Raw genomic sequence first — 16,821 nt, 5'->3', positions numbered from 1 at the left:
TTATGGAGCACGGGGTTAAACTAAAGGCTCTGAACCGAGAGGAATTTGAGGCGATCGCGTGGCGGCAGAGCAAGATCAACCAGATCAAGAAGCAGTCTTTCACTCGCTGAATTCATCGCTGGACCCTGCATCGGGGGCGAGTGCTGTGGAAACCGGTACGGAGCCAGAGACGGCCGATCCAAAGCCGGTAACGGATTTTGAGGCCATGACCCTAGATCGGGCCCAAACGCTTTATGACCAGGGGCGGAGGCTGTTTGAGGCAGGGCGCTATCGCGAGGCGATCGAGTCCTTGGAAACGGGGGCGGCGCTGTTGCCGGCCAATGGGCGTTTGGGGGGTGAAATGCAGGTGTGGTTGGTGACGGCCTACGAGGCTGCGGGCCTGCGGGATGCGGGGTTGCAATTGTGTCGGCAACTGACGAAGCATCCCCACCTAGAAACCCGATCGCAAGCTCGCCGGCTGTTGGCGATTTTGGAAGCGCCCGTGTTGAGCAAGCGCCCGGAATGGCTGACGGAGATTCCTGACTTGTCGAGCTTGGAGGCGGCGGATGGTGCGGGGTTCAAGGCGGCCACCGGTCAGGCCCCGAGCCGATCGCCCCGATCTCGTCCCATGCCGGAGCCAAAGCCGATCGATCCGGCCCTGATTGTCCATGAGAATCGCTTTTTGGGCTTTGGGTTGTTGCTGGTGCTGCTGGTGATTGCAGGAATTCTGTGGCTGGGGCGTGCCTAGGGGGCTGATGGCTGCTGTGACTGAGGCGATTGGCCTGTCTTCTGGCTGGGCGCGTTAACGACGGCCAGGCCATGAAGACCAGTTAACGAAGGCAACGCAACGCAACGAAACAATCGCCCTCAGTCGGATGGTTTCGGATCGTTTATGCTGGCGATCTGCTAGGTTTTTCAAGTCTGTTCATCGAGTTCCAGCGCTCCCATGCCTGCTTTTTTGTTTGAGGTCGGCACTGAAGAATTACCCGCAAGTTTTGTGGCCAGTGCGGTGCGTCAGTGGCGCGATCGCGTGCCCCAGAGCTTGGCGGAAGCCAACCTAAGCGCCACATCGGTGCAGGTGTTTGCCACACCGCGCCGCTTGGCCCTGGTGATTGAAGGGTTGCCCGATCGCCAGCCCGATCGCCGGGAGGCGGTGAAAGGGCCGCCGGCCAGTGCTGCCTTCAAGGATGGGCAACCCACCAAGGCCGCCGAAGGATTTGCGCGCAAAAACGGTGTGGCCCTGAGCGATTTGGAGTTGCGAGCCACGGACAAGGGTGAATTTGTTTTTGCGGAAGTGTTCACGGCGGGGCGATCGACCCCCGATCTCTTGCAGGAATTGGCTCCCCAATGGGTGCTGGCCCTTGAAGGCAAGCGGTTTATGCGCTGGGGAGATGGAGAATTTCGATTCCCCCGGCCCATTCGCAGCCTGATTGCCCTTTGGGATGATCAAGTATTGCCGGTGTCTTTGACCGTGCGAGCGGCCACCGAAACGCGCTCGGCGGAAGTGCTGACGGCCGATCGAGTCACGACCGGCCACCGGGTGTTGCATCCTGCATCGGTTTCGATCGCCCAGGCCACGGACTATGTGGCTACCTTGGCAGCGGCTTCCGTGCTGGTGAATCCCGAGCAGCGGCAGGCGCTGATCATTCAGCAGACCCAGGCCGCTGCGGCCCAACTGGGTGGAGAAGCGGAAATTGACCCCGATTTGCTGGAAGAAGTGCGGGACTTGGTGGAGTTTCCCACGGCGGTGATTGGTGGTTTTGATCAGGAATTTTTGGAGTTGCCGTCGGAGGTGACCAAAACCGTCATGGTCACCCATCAGCGCTATTTCCCCGTCCATCAACCGGGCCAGCCCGATCGACTGTTGCCCAACTTCATCACCATCAGTAACGGGGATCCGACCAAGGCCGCCATCATCGCTGAGGGCAATGGACGAGTGGTGCGGGCCCGCCTCAGCGATGGCCAGTATTTCTACAAGGCCGATATTGCCAAGCCGTTAGAAAGCTACTTGGCCAAGCTGGAAACGGTCACCTTCCAAGACCAATTGGGCAGTATGCGGGCCAAGGTCGATCGAATCGTGTCCATGGCCGATCGACTCTGCCACCAACTGCAACTGTCGGCGGACGATCGGGACTTGGTGAACTGGGCCGCCCTGCTCTGTAAAGCAGACTTGGTGACCAGCATGGTCTTCGAGTTCCCAGAGCTGCAAGGCATCATGGGCGAGAAGTATGCCCGGGCCAGCGGGGAACCGGAAGCGGTGGCGGTGGCGATCGGGGAACATTACCTACCCAAGGGCGCGGGCGATGCTTTGCCCACCAGTCAAACCGGGCGTATTGTGGCCCTGGCCGATCGCCTCGATACCCTGTGCAGTCTGTTCCGAATTGGCCTGTTGCCGAGCGGATCCTCCGATCCCTTTGCCCTGCGCCGGGCCGCCAACGCTGTGGTGAACATCATTTGGGATGCCGGTTGGTCTCTGAATTTGGAATCGCTGATTGAGCCGGAATCGGTCGATCGTTGGGCAGATTCTGGCATGGGCACGCAACTGGCAGAATTCTTTGTGCAACGGTTCCGCAGCCTGCTCGAAGATGAACAGGGCATTGATTACGACCTGGCCTTGGCAGTGGTCGGGGAACCGGGCGATCGCGATGCGGCCCTACGCGCCCTCTACGACCCCGCCGACGTGCTGCAACGGGCACAGTTCTTGCAATCCCTGCGGCGATCGGGGCAATTGGCCAACCTCTATGCCACCATCAACCGCGCCTCCAAACTGGCCGCCAAAGGCGATCTCAACTTCAGCGATTTGGATCCCGCTGCTTCCGTGAAATCTGCCTTGTTTGAGCAACCCTCAGAACAGGCGTTTTATGATGCCCTGGTTGCCCTGTTGCCCATCACCCAAGCCACGCGCCAAACCCGTAACTACCAGCCCCTGGCCGATCAACTGGCGCAGGCGGCGGCCGTGGTGGCGAACTTCTTTGATGGTTCCGAAAGTGTGATGGTGATGGTGAATGATGAAGCGGTGCGGCGTAACCGGCTGAACCTGCTGGGCCTGTTGCGGAACCATGCCAGGGTGCTCGGAGATTTCGGGGCGATCGTGAAGGGGTAAAGCATTCATCCCCATTTCCGGCCTAAGGGCCAAGGGGTGTGCTGCCAGTTTTGTAGCAAAATCATCAATTGCTAGACAAAAGACGGCCACACCCCTATAATATTGAACCGTTGCCAAAACTGTGGTTCCCTGCGCTACGCAACCTTAAAACCGCAACATTTGCCGATCTGGCAAATTTTCCAGGCAACTTTTGCTGAACCGGATACTGAGCAGGTCGCTGCTTAAGTCCTAGCAAGCAAACGCGCTGCAACGATGCAAACCGCTCCAGCGCAAAATCTTCCCTCGGTTGACTGACATCCGAGCCTTGAGATTCTCAATGATTTCTCAGTGCAGATAAGCGGTCAGTCTACGTCAATCAGAGTGCCCAAAACTCAAAGTCCGTCGGGAAAGTGCTTCTAGCCCTTACGCGCTAGAGGCGCTCTTGTTACGGCTGGTTGACGCTAGGGGGAAGGACTCTCCTAACCATCCCTAGTCTAAGGAGAACGCCATGTCTCTTGGCATTCTAGGTACTAAGTTGGGCATGACCCAAGTCTTTGATGAAACGGGCCGGGCCATCCCGGTAACGGTCATCCAAGCTGGCCCCTGTACCGTTACGCAAATCAAAACCAAAGAGACTGATGGCTACACGGCCGTTCAGTTGGGTTTTCAAGAAGTCAAAGAAAAGGCCCTCAGCAAGCCGGAAATCGGACACCTGAGCAAGGCCAACGCGAAGCCCCTGCGCCACCTGCGGGAATACCGTTTGGTGGATGTGGCTGGCTTTACCCTTGGTGAAGAAATCCGCGCCGATCGCTGCATCGAAGTCGGTCAAATCGTTGACGTGACGGGTAACAGCATTGGTCGTGGTTTCGCGGGTTACCAAAAGCGCCACAACTTTGGTCGCGGGCCGATGTCTCACGGTTCCAAAAACCACCGTCTGCCCGGTTCGACGGGTGCGGGTACGACCCCCGGTCGTGTCTATCCCGGTAAGCGCATGGCTGGCCGGATGGGCAATGAGCGTGTGACGGTCAAGAAGCTGACGGTTGTGCGGATCGACCCCGATCGCAACATCGTGTTGATCAAGGGTGCGGTTCCGGGCAAGCCGGGGACGCTGGTCAGCATTGCACCGTCCAACCTGGTGGGTCGTCAAAAGTAAGCGCGATCGCCCGTAAGTCCGTCGAACGTGGAGCACAGCAATGGTCAACTGCATTGTGAAAGATTGGGACGGTAAGGAAGCCGGCAAGACCGAGCTGGACTTACGCGTCGCCCGTGAAGAAAACGCTCAGCACATTGTGCACCGGGCTTTGGTGCGTCAATTGGCGAATGCTCGTCAAGGTACTGTCAGCACCAAGACCCGTTCGGAAGTGCGCGGTGGTGGTCGCAAGCCCTGGCGGCAAAAGGGAACCGGTCGCGCCCGTGCTGGCTCGAACCGCTCTCCCCTGTGGCGTGGTGGTGGTGTGATCTTTGGCCCCAAGCCCCGCGACTATTCGCAAAAGATGAACCGGAAGGAACGCCGCCTGGCCCTGCGCACGGCGTTCCAAGGTCGCTTGGATGACTTGGTGGTGGTGGAAAACTTTGCCAGCCAACTCAGCCAGCCCAAGACCAAAGACCTGTTGGCCGCGCTCGCCCGTTGGGATGTGGATGCGAACCAAAAGGTGCTGTTGATTGTGGCTGACCAAGACGAAAACGTTTGGCTGTCGGCCCGGAACGTCCAAAGCCTGCGGTTGATTTTGGCAACGAACTTAAATGTGTTCGACCTGCTGAACGCCGACAAGGTGGTGGTGACGGCGGACGCGCTGGAGAAGATCAAGGAGGTTTACGGCGATGATTAAGCGCACTCCTAAGTACAAGACGCGCTTGGACGATCGCACGTTGGCGGATGTGGTTCGCCGGCCGATCATCACCGAAAAGGCCACGATTCTGCTGGAAAACAACCAGTACGTGTTTGATGTGGATCCCCGCGCCAACAAGCTGGACATCAAGGCAGCGATCGAAGGTCTGTTTGAGGTGAAAGTCCAGAGGGTCAACACCTACAACCCGCCGCGCAAGACCCGGAAACTGGGTCGGCTGTCGGGTTACCGTCCTCAGGTGAAGCGGGCGATCGTCACGCTGGCCGAAGGCAGTTCGATTCAACTGTTCCCCGAAGTCTAGCGCTGAAGGAGTTTTAAGACGATGCCAATTCGTACCTTCCGTCCTTATACCCCCGGGGTTCGTCAAGCCAGCGTGGCTGACTTTGCGGAAATCACCCGCAGCGAACCCGAAAAGTCTCTGACTTCTTACAAGCACCGCCGCAAGGGTCGTAACAACCTGGGTCGGATCACCTGTCGTCACCGGGGTGGTGGCCACAAGCGTCTGTACCGGAAGATCGACTTCAAGCGCGACAAGCTGGGCATGACCGCTGAAGTGCTGTCGATCGAGTATGACCCCAACCGGAATGCGCGCATTTCGTTGGTGCAATACGAAGATGGCGAAAAGCGCTACATCATCACCCCCGTTGGTCTGAAAGTGGGCCAAACGATCGTGGCGGGCCCCGATTCCCCGATCGAAGTGGGTAATGCCCTGCCCTTGGCCAACATGCCTTTGGGTACGACCGTCCACAACATTGAGTTGGTGGCGGGTCGCGGTGCGCAAATGGCCCGTTCCGCTGGCTCCGGTGCTGAAGTGGTCGCCAAAGAAGGCAACTACGTCACCCTGAAGCTGCCTTCCACGGAAGTGCGCAAGGTTCGTAAAGAGTGCATGGCTACCATCGGCAGCGTCGGCAACTCCGAACACCGCAACCTGAGCCTGGGTAAAGCCGGCCGCAAGCGTTGGTTGGGTCGCCGTCCGGAAGTGCGCGGTAGCGTCATGAACCCGGTGGATCACCCCCACGGTGGTGGTGAAGGGCGCGCGCCCATTGGGCGTTCTGGCCCGGTCACCCCTTGGGGTAAACCCGCTTTGGGTCGCAAAACCCGCGACAAGCGGAAAGCCAGCACCAAACTCATTGTGCGTCGTCGTCGTAAGTCGTCCAAGCGCGGTCGCGGCGGTCGCAACGCATAGGTTTTTTCAGTGTGGCGATCGCCCGCCCGTTGGTCTAACCCTCCAGCCCTGGGCGATCGCCGCTTGAGATCGCGAATCCCTAAGAGTTCCTAAAGCGTATGTCTCGTTCTCTGAAAAAAGGTCCCTTCGTTGCTGACAAGCTGCTCAAAAAAGTAGAAGCGCTGAACGTCAAGGGCGAAAAGCAAGTGATCAAAACCTGGTCACGAGCCTCAACGATCCTGCCGCAAATGGTGGGTCACACGATCGCCGTCCACAACGGCCGGCAACACGTCCCCGTGTACGTCAACGAGCAAATGGTGGGCCACAAGCTGGGGGAATTTGCTCCCACGCGCACCTTCAAAGGCCACACCAAGGGCGACAAGAAAGGACGCAAGTAACCCCCGGAGAATCGCTCAGATATGGCACTTAGTCCCAACGAAGTCAAAGCAAGCGTGCGCTTCGTGCGGATGTCCCCCCGCAAAGTTCGCCGCGTCCTCGACCAAATCCGTGGTCGGAGCTACGCCGAAGCGCTGATTATTCTGCAGTTCATGCCCTATCGCGCCTGCGAAATCGTTCGCAAGTTGCTGCGATCGGCCGCGGCCAACGCAGAAAACAACAACGGTTTCGATGCCACCTCCTTGGTGGTGAGCACGGCCTTCGCTGACCAGGGCCCCACCCTGAAGCGATTCCGCCCTCGCGCCCAAGGTCGCGCCTACCAAATCCGCAAGCCCACCTGCCACATCACCGTGGCGGTTGCTCCGGCGGCAGAAGCCTAAGCATAAGGAGACGAGGAAACCATGGGACAGAAAATTCACCCCGTCGGCCTGCGACTCGGCATTACCCAAGAGCACCGCTCGCGCTGGTTTGCAGATCCGTCGCGTTATTCCAGCCTGTTGCAGGAAGACCACAAAATCCGGCAATACGTTGAGAAGAACCTGAACAATGCCGGCATTGCCAAGGTGCGGATTGAACGCAAGGCTGACCAAATCGACCTGGAAGTTCACACCGCCCGTCCGGGTGTGGTGGTGGGCCGGGGCGGCAGCGGGATCGAAACCCTGCGGGTCGGTCTGCAAAACCTGCTCGGGAGCCGCGATCGCCAGATCCGAATCAACGTGATCGAAGTGGCCCGCGTCGATGCCGATGCCACCTTGATTGCCGAGTACATCGCTCAGCAACTGGAGCGCCGGGTGTCGTTCCGTCGGGTCGTCCGCCAGGCGATCCAACGGGCCCAACGCGCTGGAATCGAAGGGATCAAAATCCAAGTCGGCGGTCGTTTGAACGGTGCAGAAATTGCCCGATCGGAATGGACGCGGGAAGGTCGCGTGCCCCTGCATACCCTGCGGGCGGACATCGACTACAGCTACCGCACCGCCAGCACCATCTATGGGGTGTTGGGGATCAAGGTGTGGGTGTTCAAGGGCGAGATCATTCCTGGACAAGAGGAAGTGGCTCCGGCGAATCAGCCTGCGCCGCGTCGTCGCCAACCCCGTCGTCGTCAGCAGTTTGAAGACCGCTCGAACGAGGAATAATCCATGCTCAGTCCAAGAAGAACAAAATTCCGCAAGCAACAACGCGGCCGGATGCGGGGCCTCGCCACTCGGGGCAGTTCGCTGAATTTTGGGGATTTTGCCCTGCAATCGCTGGAATGCGGCTGGATTACGGCTCGCCAAATCGAAGCCGGTCGTCGGGCCATGACCCGCTACATCCGCCGGGGTGGCAAAATCTGGATCCGCGTCTTCCCTGACAAGCCTGTGACCATGCGCCCCGCAGAAACCCGGATGGGTTCCGGTAAAGGGGCACCGGAGTTCTGGGTGGCCGTGATCAAACCCGGTCGGATCCTGTACGAAATCAAGGGTGTTGCTGAAGAGACGGCTCGCGAAGCAATGCGCCTGGCCGCGTTCAAGATGCCCGTGAAGACCAAGTTTATTGTTCGCGAAGACATCCAGTCGTAATGCCCTATGGCTCTCCCGAAGATTGCTGACGCGCGCGCCCTTAGTGACACCGAACTGGGCGATCGCATTTTGGAACTCAAGCGCCAACTGTTCCAATTCCGGATGAAGAAGGCGATTCGCCAAGAGGTGAAGTCGCACGAAATCAAACATGTAAAGCATGAGTTGGCGCAACTGCTCACGGTGGAGCATGAGCGCAAGCTCGCGGCTGCATCTGAAGCAGCAACCCAAGCGTAGTTCTGGAGTTAACCCCCTATGGCTGCCAAAGAACGTGTTGGCGTTGTTGTGAGCGACAAGATGCAGAAAACGGTGGTGGTGTCGGTGGAAAACCGCTCGGCCCACTCCAAGTACGGCAAGATTGTGGTTCGCACGCGCCGCTTTAAGGCCCACGATGAAGACAACCAGTGCAAGGAAGGCGATCGGGTTCGCATCCGCGAAACTCGCCCCCTGAGCAAAACCAAGCGCTGGACGGTCGTTGAAGTTCTCGAAAGCGCGACCCGGTAAGGGAGGCTCGATCGCCCATGATTCAACAGCAAACCTATCTGAACGTAGCGGACAACAGCGGCGCGAAGAAGCTGATGTGTATTCGCGTCCTGGGCGGTGGCAACCGTCGCTACGGCCATGTCGGTGATGAAATCATCGCCGTCGTCAAAGATGCCATTCCGAATATGGCAGTGAAAAAGTCCGACGTGGTGCGAGCCGTGATCGTTCGCACTCGGAAAACCATCCGACGCGATAGCGGCATGTGCATTCGCTTCGACGACAACGCCGCCGTGATCGTCAACAAGGATGGCAACCCCCGTGGGACGCGCGTTTTTGGCCCCGTAGCTCGTGAGCTGCGTGACAAGAACTACCTGAAGATCGTTTCGCTGGCTCCGGAGGTGCTGTAATGGCCAAGCCCGGCAAGATTCAAGTGAATGCAAACGGCAAAGCCGTGCGCTTCAAAATGCATGTCAAAGCGGGTGACACCGTTCAGGTGATCTCCGGTCGTGACAAGGGAAAAGTTGGCAAGATTGTGCGCGTCTTCCCCAAAACGAGCCAAGTGATCGTGGAAGGGGTGAACCAAAAGACCAAGCACACCAAGCCAACCCAGGAAGGCGAATCGGGCAAAGTCGAGGTGCGCGAGTTCCCGATCCACAGCTCGAACGTCCTGCACTATTCCGAAAAAGAAAAGGTCGCCAGCCGCGTTTGCTACACCTTCACCGACCAAGGCAAGAAGGTGCGCAAGCTGATTAAAACTGGCGAAATCATCGACTAACGTTGCGCCCGATCGCTGAAACAGCCATGCCAGCACGACTGAAAACCATTTACAAGGAAACAATCGTGCCGAAACTGATGGAACAGTTCCGGTACGAGAACATTCACCAGGTGCCCAAAGTGGTGAAGATCACGGTGAACCGTGGTTTGGGCGAAGCGTCGCAGAATGCCAAGGCCCTGGAGTCTTCTCTAGTGGAATTGGCCACCATCACCGGTCAACGCCCCGTCGTGACCCGCGCCAAAAAGGCGATCGCCGGCTTTAAGCTGCGCCAAGGGATGCCCGTGGGCATGATGGTGACCCTGCGCTCCGACAAGATGTATGACTTCCTCGATCGCCTTGTGCGATTGTCCCTACCCCGAATCCGGGACTTTCGTGGTGTCAGCCCTAACAGCTTCGATGGTCGTGGCAACTACTCCCTAGGTCTGCGTGAGCAGCTGATCTTCCCTGAAATCAGCTACGACAGCATCGACCAAATCCGCGGGATGGACATTTGCATCACGACCACCGCCACCACCGACGAAGAAGGCCGCGCGCTGCTCAAGGAAATGGGCATGCCGTTCCGGGACAAGTAGCGTTGCAAGGAGCGAACTATGGTTAACGATCCCATCGCAGATATGCTGACGCGCATTCGCAACGCCTGCCTGGCGCGTCACCAAAAAACGGAAGTTCCGGCCACCAAGATGACCCGCAGCATCGCCGAGGTGCTCAAGTCTGAAGGCTTCGTCGCCGAAGTGGAAGAAACCGGTGAAGGTGTGAAGAAGACGCTCGTGATCTCTTTGAAATACAAGGGCAAGCAGCGCCGTCCGATCATCTCGAACCTGAAGCGCGTGAGTAAGCCGGGCCTCCGTGTCTATTCCAATCGCCGCGATTTGCCCCGCGTGTTGGGCGGCATTGGCATCGCGATCGTCTCGACCTCTCGAGGCATCATGACCGATCGCGACGCGCGTCAGCAGGGCATCGGTGGCGAAGTCCTCTGCTACGTCTGGTAATCCCTACGACGAAGGAGTTCTCAATCGTGTCCCGCATTGGCAAGCGTCCCATTCCCATTCCCAAAGGGGTGACGGTGACGATCGACGGCCAAACCGTCTCGGTCAAAGGCTCCAAAGGCGAGCTGACCCGCACCTTTCCCCCTGAAATTCTCTTCTCCCAAGAAGCAGATCAATTGCTCGTGACGCGCCGGGATGAATCACGTCCCGCCCGTCAGCGCCATGGTCTCTGCCGCACCCTGCTGGCCAACATGGTCGAAGGGGTGTCCCAAGGCTTCCAGCGTCGTCTGGAAATCCAAGGGGTCGGTTATCGGGCCGCTGTTCAAGGCACCACGCTCAACCTGAGCATGGGCTACAGCCACCCGGTGAATATCCCCGCCCCCGACGGGATTCAGTTTGCGGTAGAAAACAACACCAACGTGATTGTCAGCGGCATTGACAAGGAATTGGTGGGTAACACCGCCGCCCGTGTCCGTGCTGTGCGCAAACCGGAACCCTACAAGGGCAAAGGGATTCGCTACCAAGGTGAAGTCGTTCGCCGCAAGGCAGGTAAGACAGGTAAGAAATAATGAAAGCCACTCGCAAGGATATGGTGCGCCGTCGCCACGGGCGGGTGCGCCGCAAAGTTTCGGGAACGCCCGATCGGCCTCGCCTGTGCGTGTTCCGCTCGCACCAACACATTTACGCCCAGGTGATCGACGACACCCAACATCACACGTTGGTAGCCGCTTCGACCCTGGAACCCGATGTCAAATCGCAGCTTGAAAGCAGCCGCGATTGTGACGCAGCCGCAGCGGTGGGTAAGCTGCTGGCTGAGCGCGCCCAAGCCAAGGGCGTTACCCAAGTTGTGTTCGATCGCGGCGGTAATCTTTACCACGGTCGTGTCAAGGCTTTGGCCGACGCGGCGCGCGAAGCCGGACTGAACTTCTAGGCGAGAACTCAGGAGTATTCACTATGGCAACTCGTCGTAAAGGCAATCGCACCCGCGAGAAAGAGTCCGAATGGCAAGAGCGCGTCGTCCAAATCCGCCGCGTCACCAAGGTGGTCAAGGGCGGTAAAAAGCTCAGCTTCCGCGCCGTGGTCGTGATCGGTAACGAACGCGGTCAAGTGGGCGTTGGGGTTGGCAAAGCCGCTGATGTGATCGGAGCCGTCAAAAAAGGCGTAGCCGATGGCAAAAAGCACCTAGTTGACGTGCCCCTGATCAAGGGCGACACGATTCCCCACCCCACCAACGGTGTCGGTGGTGGTAGCTCCAAAGTGATGATGCGCCCCGCCGCTCCCGGTACTGGGGTAATCGCCGGGGGTGCTGTCCGTACCGTGTTGGAATTGGCTGGGGTGAAAAACATCCTTGCCAAGCAACTGGGTTCCGACAACCCCTTGAACAACGCCCGTGCTGCTTTGGATGCCCTGTCTTCCCTGCGGACTTTCGCAGAAGTGGCCGAAGACCGGGGTGTGACCCTCGAGCACCTGTACAAATAGTTCCGGTCATCGACGGAGACCAAATCCATGAAAATCACGGATGCACAGCCTAAAAAAGGCTCCAAAAAGCGCGGTCGTCGCGTCGGTCGGGGCATTGCTGCCGGTCAAGGCGCGAGCGGTGGCTTCGGGATGCGCGGTCAAAAGTCGCGCTCCGGTCGCAGCACCCGCCCCGGTTTTGAAGGGGGTCAAATGCCCCTTTACCGCCGGGTGCCGAAGCTGAAGCACTTCACGGTGATCAACCGCCAAGCCTACACCGTGGTCAACGTCGGCAGTCTGGCTGGCCTGGCGGCCGGTTCGACCGTCAACTTGGCCTCGTTGATGGAAGCCGGGATTGTTACCACCAACGATGGCCCGCTGAAGTTGCTGGGCGATGGTGACCTGTCGGTGAAGCTGACGGTGGAAGCCGCTCGCTTCACGGCTAGCGCCAAGGAAAAGATCGAAGCAGCCGGCGGAACTTGCACGGTTGTCTAAGATTGAAGTTGGGAAATCCGGTTGCTGAAATTTGCCTGAGGTGTACCAACCATGGTCGTCAGTCGAGATAAAGCGCCAACAGCCCAAGAAACCTTCATGCAAATGGCCCAGGCGGCTGGCCTGCGGGGGCGGTTGCTGGTGACCGTCGGCCTGCTAGTGCTGGTGCGCCTTGGGATCTTTTTGCCGGTACCGGGAATTGATCGTGCAGCCTTTGGCAACGCGATCCAAAACAGCGGTCTAGGTGGGTTGGTTGGCTTCTTAGATATCTTCTCCGGGGGCGGTCTATCGCTGCTGGGGATCTTTGCGTTGGGAATTCTGCCCTACATCAATGCATCCATCATCATCCAATTGCTGACGGCGGCGCTGCCTTCTCTGGAAGACCTCCAGAAAAATGAAGGGGAGGCGGGCCGTCGCAAGATTGCCCAAATCACCCGCTATGTGTCCGTTGCTTGGGCCGTGATCCAAAGCGTGGGGATCGGTCTCTGGGTGTCGGCGTTGGGGGCCACGACGGAGCCAGCGGGCCTGTTTGTGGTGAAGACGGCGCTGGCCCTGACGGCTGGTTCGATGTTTGTGATGTGGATTGGCGAGCTAATCACGGAGCGTGGCGTGGGCAATGGTGCTTCGCTGCTGATTTTCGTGAACATTGTTTCGACCTTTCCGAAGTCGGTGGGTCAAACGCTGGAGCTGGCTCAAAGTGGTGATCGATCGACCATTGGCGGCATTGTGCTGTTGATGTTGGCGTTTATGGCCACCATTGTCGGCATTGTGTTTGTTCAAGAAGGGGCCCGTCGCATCCCGATCGTGATGGCCCGCCGCCAGGTGGGTCGCCGCCAGTATCAGGAGCGCAGCAGCTACTTGCCCTTGCGCCTGAACCAAGGGGGCGTGATGCCCATCATCTTCTCGACGGCGGTGTTGGTGGTTCCGGCCTCGCTGGCCCAGTTCACGAACAATGAAGCCTTGGCTCGGGTGGCCACCTATCTGAGTCCGACGGGCCCCACGCCCTGGCTGTACGTGTTGGTTTACCTGGCACTGATTCTGTTCTTTAGCTATTTCTATTCGTCGCTGGTGGTGAACCCGGTGGATATGGCTCAGAACCTGAAGAAGATGGGAGCGAGCATCCCCGGGGTGCGCCCAGGCCAAGCCACGAGTAAGCGGGTGCAGCAGATTTTGAATCGGCTGACCTTCTTGGGGGCAATTTTCTTGGGCTTGGTGGCCATTGTGCCGACGGCCGTGGAAAGTGCCACCAATGTGCGGACGTTCCAAGGGTTAGGAGCAACGTCGTTTCTGATTTTGGTTGGGGTCGCGATCGAAACGGCGAAGCAAATCCAAACCTACGTGATTTCACAGCGCTACGAAGGAATGGTGAAGCAGTGACGCGATTGATTTTTTTCGGCCCACCGGGTGCTGGTAAGGGCACGCAAGCCAAGATTTTGTCTGAGGAATATGGCATTCCCCATATTTCCACGGGTGATATCTTGCGCGCGGCCGTTGCCCAAGGCACTTCCTTGGGACAGGCGGCGAAGTCCTTCATGGATCGCGGTGAATTGGTACCCGATGAATTGATCATTGGGATCATCAAAGACCGGCTCGCAGAACCTGATGCTCAACAGGGCTGGATCCTGGATGGCTTCCCGCGCAATGTGGCCCAGGCCGAAAAACTCAATGACATGCTGGCGGCAACGGGTCAGGCCTGCGATCGAGTGCTGAATTTGGTGGTTGCCGATGATGTACTCAAGGCCCGTCTCCTGAGCCGAGGCACAGCGGAAGGTCGCTCGGATGACAATTTGGCGACCATTGAGCATCGCCTGGCGATTTTTCACCAAACGACGGAACCGCTGCTGAAGTTCTACAGGGCCCAGCAGGCGAACCTATTGGCGGAGGTCAATGGTGACCAGCCCCTCAGCGATGTGACTCGTGACCTGAAACAGGCGATCGCCCTAACGGCTTAGTTCACCTCCGCTGAAGTTTGGTGCTGAAGCTTCGTGCTGAAGCCGGGAACCGAACCAGAACCCCAGACCCGATCGCCCATTGTGCTAGTTTGGCAGTGAGATAGCACTTAACAGCAATTTCACTGATTGTCAACCAACTCGACGTTCATACAGGAGAGCTGATCCTTGTCCAAGCAAGATCTGATCGAAATGGAGGGAACCGTAACCGAATCACTCCCGAACGCAATGTTCCGGGTGGATCTCGATAACGGTTTCAACGTCCTAGCACATATTTCTGGCAAGATTCGCCGTAACTACATCAAGATTCTGCCGGGCGATCGCGTCAAGGTTGAGCTGACCCCCTACGACCTGACCAAGGGGCGCATCACCTACCGTTTAAAGAACACAGGTGGCAAAAAATAACCCCCAAAATAGCCACCCGATCGCTGGTCTAGCCAAAGACTTGCCCCGATAGGTTGATCCGGTACTCATTTTTCTCTAAAATTCCAAGTTTGGAGATTTTAACCATCATGAAAGTCCGAGCCTCCGTCCGCAAAATGTGCGAAAAGTGCCGCGTGATTCGTCGTCGCGGTCGCGTCATGGTCATTTGCCAAAACCCCAAACACAAACAACGCCAAGGGTAAAAGACAGCGTTAGGGTGGTTGTGTTTGCCTGGCACCCATCTAAAGACAGAGCATTAAAACGTTAGGGAGAACCAACGTGGCACGTATTTCCGGTGTAGATTTACCGCGCGAGAAGCGCATTGAAATTGGGTTGACCTATATTTACGGCATTGGTCTAACCCTGTCGAAGAAAATTTTGGCCGCAACGGGTGTGAATCCGGATACGCGCGTCAAAGACCTCGGCGATGCAGACATCTCTGCCCTGCGGGCCGAGTTGGATAACTACCAGGTGGAAGGTGATCTGCGCCGCTTTGAGGCAATGAACATCAAGCGCCTGATGGACATCGGTTGCTATCGGGGTCGTCGTCACCGCGCAGGTCTGCCGGTGCGGGGTCAACGGACGCGCACCAATGCCCGGACTCGCCGTGGTGGTCGTCGTACGGTGGCCGGGAAGAAGAAGGCTCCTCGCAAGTAATCGACTGGTTCTGTCCCCTTTCTACGAACGTTTTAGTTCTGTTCAACAGCTATGGCAAAGCAACCCAACAAGCGCTCTGGCCCGCGTAAGCAAAAGCGCAACGTCCCCAGCGGTGTCGCCCACATTCAATCGACTTTCAACAACACGATCGTGACGATCACCGACCTCAAGGGTGATGCAATCTCTTGGGCCTCGGCTGGTTCCAGCGGTTTCAAGGGAGCTAAGAAGGGTACGCCCTTCGCCGCCCAAACCGCCGCTGAAGCTGCTGCCCGTCGTGCCTCTGAACAGGGGATGCGGCAGGTGGAAGTGATGGTGAGCGGCCCCGGTTCGGGTCGGGAAACGGCAATTCGGGCCCTGCAAGCGTCGGGTCTGGAAATCACGCTGATTCGTGATGTTACGCCGATTCCGCATAATGGTTGCCGGCCGCCGAAGCGTCGTCGGGTCTAAATCACCCCGCGATCGACCCGCGCTAACTCACGGGCGCTGCGATCGCATCCTGCAAGCCAGCGGTAACCCTTGGTCACCGCGAATTTTTTTCTGTTACGGGGCGGCTTCACTGCCGCATATGGATCGACTAGGCCGGTTGGGAGGCACAAAGCGTGTCGCAATTTCAGATCGAGTGTGTTGAATCGAGCACGGAAAGCAATCGCAATCTCTACAGCCGTTTGGTGCTGTCCCCCCTCGAACGTGGGCAGGGCACAACGGTGGGGAACGCTTTGCGTCGGGTACTGCTGTCGAACCTCGTGGGTTCCGCAGTGACGGCCGTCCGGATTGCGGGCGTGAACCACGAGTTCGCGACGGTTCCCGGTGTGCGGGAGGATGTGTTGGACATCCTGCTGAACATGAAGGAATTGGTGCTGCGCAGCCACACGGATCAGCCGCAAATTGGTCGCTTGTTGGCCAAAGGGCCGCGGGTGGTCACGGCAGACCTGTTCGATTTGCCTTCAGAAGTGGAAGTGGTTGACCCAACCCAGTACATTGCCACCTTGGCCGAGGGGGCCACGTTGGAAATGGAGTTCCGAGTGGAACGTGGGGTGGGCTATCGGGCGATCGATCGGGGTCGTGATGATGCGTCGGCGATCGACTTTTTGCAGATCGACTCGATGTTTATGCCCGTCCGCAAGGTGAACTACACCGTTGAGGATGCCCGGGTGGGCGAATCCCTGGAGAAGGATCGCCTGGTTCTGGAAATTTGGACGAACGGCAGCATCACCCCCCAACAGGCGCTTAGTCAGGCCGCCACGCTTCTGGTGGATCTGTTCAACCCGCTCAAGGACTTCACCATCGAAGCCACCAAGAGCGATCGCCCAGAGTCCCAAGACCCCAGCAGCCAAATTCCGATCGAAGAATTGCAACTGTCGGTGCGCGCCTACAACTGCCTGAAGCGGGCGCAAATCAACACCGTTGCCGATCTTCTGGAATTCACCCAAGAAGATTTGCTGGAGATCAAAAACTTCGGAGCCAAGTCGGCTGAAGAAGTGATCGAAGCGTTGCAGCGGCGTTTGGGCATCACCCTGCCGCAAGAAAAGGTGGCCAAAGCCTAGCTGCCACCGTTCACCCCCGGCTCTAGCCCGTTCTA

Annotated in this window: 27 protein-coding genes; all 27 read left to right on the top strand. The window is 58.1% G+C overall.

Annotated elements, in window-relative coordinates:
* Positions 1-145: 145 nt before the first annotated feature.
* The 27 genes from ACZA91_RS03195 to ACZA91_RS03065 all read left to right on the top strand — a co-directional run bounded on the left by ACZA91_RS03195 (position 146) and on the right by ACZA91_RS03065 (position 16,786).
* Complete coding sequence (locus ACZA91_RS03195; protein WP_143473144.1) at positions 146-727, top strand: hypothetical protein; 582 nt, start codon at positions 146-148, stop codon at positions 725-727.
* Positions 728-925: 198 nt separating this feature from the next.
* On the top strand, positions 926-3,082 hold the full coding sequence (gene glyS, locus ACZA91_RS03190) for a glycine--tRNA ligase subunit beta (protein WP_463184630.1): 2,157 nt from the start codon (positions 926-928) through the stop codon (positions 3,080-3,082).
* A 487-nt stretch (positions 3,083-3,569) separates the two neighbouring features.
* Positions 3,570-4,214, top strand: a complete 645-nt coding sequence (gene rplC, locus ACZA91_RS03185) for a 50S ribosomal protein L3 (protein ID WP_099534696.1) — start codon at positions 3,570-3,572, stop codon at positions 4,212-4,214.
* Between the two features lie 40 nt (positions 4,215-4,254).
* Positions 4,255-4,890: a 50S ribosomal protein L4 gene (rplD, locus tag ACZA91_RS03180; RefSeq protein WP_099534697.1), complete on the top strand. Its 636-nt coding sequence runs from the start codon at positions 4,255-4,257 to the stop codon at positions 4,888-4,890.
* A complete protein-coding gene (locus ACZA91_RS03175; RefSeq protein ID WP_099534698.1) occupies positions 4,883-5,209 on the top strand; it encodes a 50S ribosomal protein L23 in 327 nt (108 codons plus the stop codon). Before rplD ends, ACZA91_RS03175 begins: the two co-directional genes overlap by 8 nt.
* Before the next feature lie 21 nt (positions 5,210-5,230).
* Positions 5,231-6,094, top strand: a complete 864-nt coding sequence (rplB, locus tag ACZA91_RS03170) for a 50S ribosomal protein L2 (RefSeq protein ID WP_099534699.1) — start codon at positions 5,231-5,233, stop codon at positions 6,092-6,094.
* A gap of 98 nt (positions 6,095-6,192) precedes the next feature.
* Complete coding sequence (rpsS, locus tag ACZA91_RS03165; protein ID WP_099534700.1) at positions 6,193-6,471, top strand: 30S ribosomal protein S19; 279 nt, start codon at positions 6,193-6,195, stop codon at positions 6,469-6,471.
* A gap of 21 nt (positions 6,472-6,492) precedes the next feature.
* Complete coding sequence (gene rplV, locus ACZA91_RS03160) at positions 6,493-6,849, top strand: 50S ribosomal protein L22 (protein WP_099534701.1); 357 nt, start codon at positions 6,493-6,495, stop codon at positions 6,847-6,849.
* 21 nt (positions 6,850-6,870) lie between these two features.
* Positions 6,871-7,602, top strand: coding sequence for a 30S ribosomal protein S3 (gene rpsC, locus ACZA91_RS03155; RefSeq protein WP_099534702.1), 732 nt, complete (start codon positions 6,871-6,873; stop codon positions 7,600-7,602).
* A gap of 3 nt (positions 7,603-7,605) precedes the next feature.
* The gene (rplP, locus tag ACZA91_RS03150; RefSeq protein ID WP_099534703.1) at positions 7,606-8,025 is read left to right on the top strand and encodes a 50S ribosomal protein L16; all 420 of its coding nucleotides are present in this window, start codon (positions 7,606-7,608) and stop codon (positions 8,023-8,025) included.
* A 6-nt stretch (positions 8,026-8,031) separates the two neighbouring features.
* Entirely contained in the window at positions 8,032-8,259 is a 228-nt protein-coding gene (gene rpmC / locus ACZA91_RS03145) for a 50S ribosomal protein L29 (RefSeq protein ID WP_463184624.1), read from the top strand.
* Positions 8,260-8,277: 18 nt separating this feature from the next.
* Complete coding sequence (gene rpsQ / locus ACZA91_RS03140; RefSeq protein ID WP_099534705.1) at positions 8,278-8,526, top strand: 30S ribosomal protein S17; 249 nt, start codon at positions 8,278-8,280, stop codon at positions 8,524-8,526.
* 17 nt (positions 8,527-8,543) lie between these two features.
* Complete coding sequence (gene rplN / locus ACZA91_RS03135; protein ID WP_099534706.1) at positions 8,544-8,912, top strand: 50S ribosomal protein L14; 369 nt, start codon at positions 8,544-8,546, stop codon at positions 8,910-8,912.
* Complete coding sequence (rplX, locus tag ACZA91_RS03130) at positions 8,912-9,280, top strand: 50S ribosomal protein L24 (protein WP_099534707.1); 369 nt, start codon at positions 8,912-8,914, stop codon at positions 9,278-9,280. The genes rplN and rplX overlap by 1 nt, the downstream gene beginning before the upstream one ends.
* A gap of 26 nt (positions 9,281-9,306) precedes the next feature.
* Complete coding sequence (gene rplE / locus ACZA91_RS03125; RefSeq protein ID WP_099534749.1) at positions 9,307-9,852, top strand: 50S ribosomal protein L5; 546 nt, start codon at positions 9,307-9,309, stop codon at positions 9,850-9,852.
* 18 nt (positions 9,853-9,870) lie between these two features.
* Entirely contained in the window at positions 9,871-10,269 is a 399-nt protein-coding gene (gene rpsH, locus ACZA91_RS03120; RefSeq protein ID WP_099534708.1) for a 30S ribosomal protein S8, read from the top strand.
* A 26-nt stretch (positions 10,270-10,295) separates the two neighbouring features.
* Positions 10,296-10,835 carry a 50S ribosomal protein L6 gene (rplF, locus tag ACZA91_RS03115; protein WP_099534709.1) on the top strand — a complete coding sequence of 180 codons (540 nt, stop codon included), beginning with the start codon at positions 10,296-10,298 and terminating at the stop codon, positions 10,833-10,835.
* Positions 10,835-11,197 (top strand): 50S ribosomal protein L18, encoded by a 363-nt coding sequence (gene rplR / locus ACZA91_RS03110; protein ID WP_099534710.1) that lies wholly within the window; start codon positions 10,835-10,837, stop codon positions 11,195-11,197. Before rplF ends, rplR begins: the two co-directional genes overlap by 1 nt.
* Before the next feature lie 23 nt (positions 11,198-11,220).
* Positions 11,221-11,745, top strand: coding sequence for a 30S ribosomal protein S5 (rpsE, locus tag ACZA91_RS03105; RefSeq protein ID WP_190356081.1), 525 nt, complete (start codon positions 11,221-11,223; stop codon positions 11,743-11,745).
* Between the two features lie 27 nt (positions 11,746-11,772).
* Positions 11,773-12,216: a 50S ribosomal protein L15 gene (gene rplO / locus ACZA91_RS03100; protein WP_190356080.1), complete on the top strand. Its 444-nt coding sequence runs from the start codon at positions 11,773-11,775 to the stop codon at positions 12,214-12,216.
* 51 nt (positions 12,217-12,267) lie between these two features.
* A complete protein-coding gene (gene secY / locus ACZA91_RS03095) occupies positions 12,268-13,590 on the top strand; it encodes a preprotein translocase subunit SecY (RefSeq protein ID WP_190356079.1) in 1,323 nt (440 codons plus the stop codon).
* Complete coding sequence (locus tag ACZA91_RS03090; RefSeq protein ID WP_463184620.1) at positions 13,587-14,165, top strand: adenylate kinase; 579 nt, start codon at positions 13,587-13,589, stop codon at positions 14,163-14,165. Before secY ends, ACZA91_RS03090 begins: the two co-directional genes overlap by 4 nt.
* Before the next feature lie 165 nt (positions 14,166-14,330).
* Entirely contained in the window at positions 14,331-14,567 is a 237-nt protein-coding gene (infA, locus tag ACZA91_RS03085; RefSeq protein WP_099534715.1) for a translation initiation factor IF-1, read from the top strand.
* Positions 14,568-14,674: 107 nt separating this feature from the next.
* Positions 14,675-14,788, top strand: a complete 114-nt coding sequence (gene rpmJ / locus ACZA91_RS03080; RefSeq protein ID WP_015186054.1) for a 50S ribosomal protein L36 — start codon at positions 14,675-14,677, stop codon at positions 14,786-14,788.
* A 76-nt stretch (positions 14,789-14,864) separates the two neighbouring features.
* Positions 14,865-15,242 carry a 30S ribosomal protein S13 gene (gene rpsM, locus ACZA91_RS03075; protein WP_099534716.1) on the top strand — a complete coding sequence of 126 codons (378 nt, stop codon included), beginning with the start codon at positions 14,865-14,867 and terminating at the stop codon, positions 15,240-15,242.
* 51 nt (positions 15,243-15,293) lie between these two features.
* Positions 15,294-15,689 (top strand): 30S ribosomal protein S11, encoded by a 396-nt coding sequence (gene rpsK, locus ACZA91_RS03070; RefSeq protein WP_099534717.1) that lies wholly within the window; start codon positions 15,294-15,296, stop codon positions 15,687-15,689.
* 152 nt (positions 15,690-15,841) lie between these two features.
* A complete protein-coding gene (locus ACZA91_RS03065) occupies positions 15,842-16,786 on the top strand; it encodes a DNA-directed RNA polymerase subunit alpha (RefSeq protein ID WP_099534718.1) in 945 nt (314 codons plus the stop codon).
* Positions 16,787-16,821: the final 35 nt, after the last annotated feature.

This window comes from Limnothrix sp. CMB-01 (genome assembly GCF_055193175.1).
This window is presented reverse-complemented; position numbering and strand designations above follow the sequence as displayed.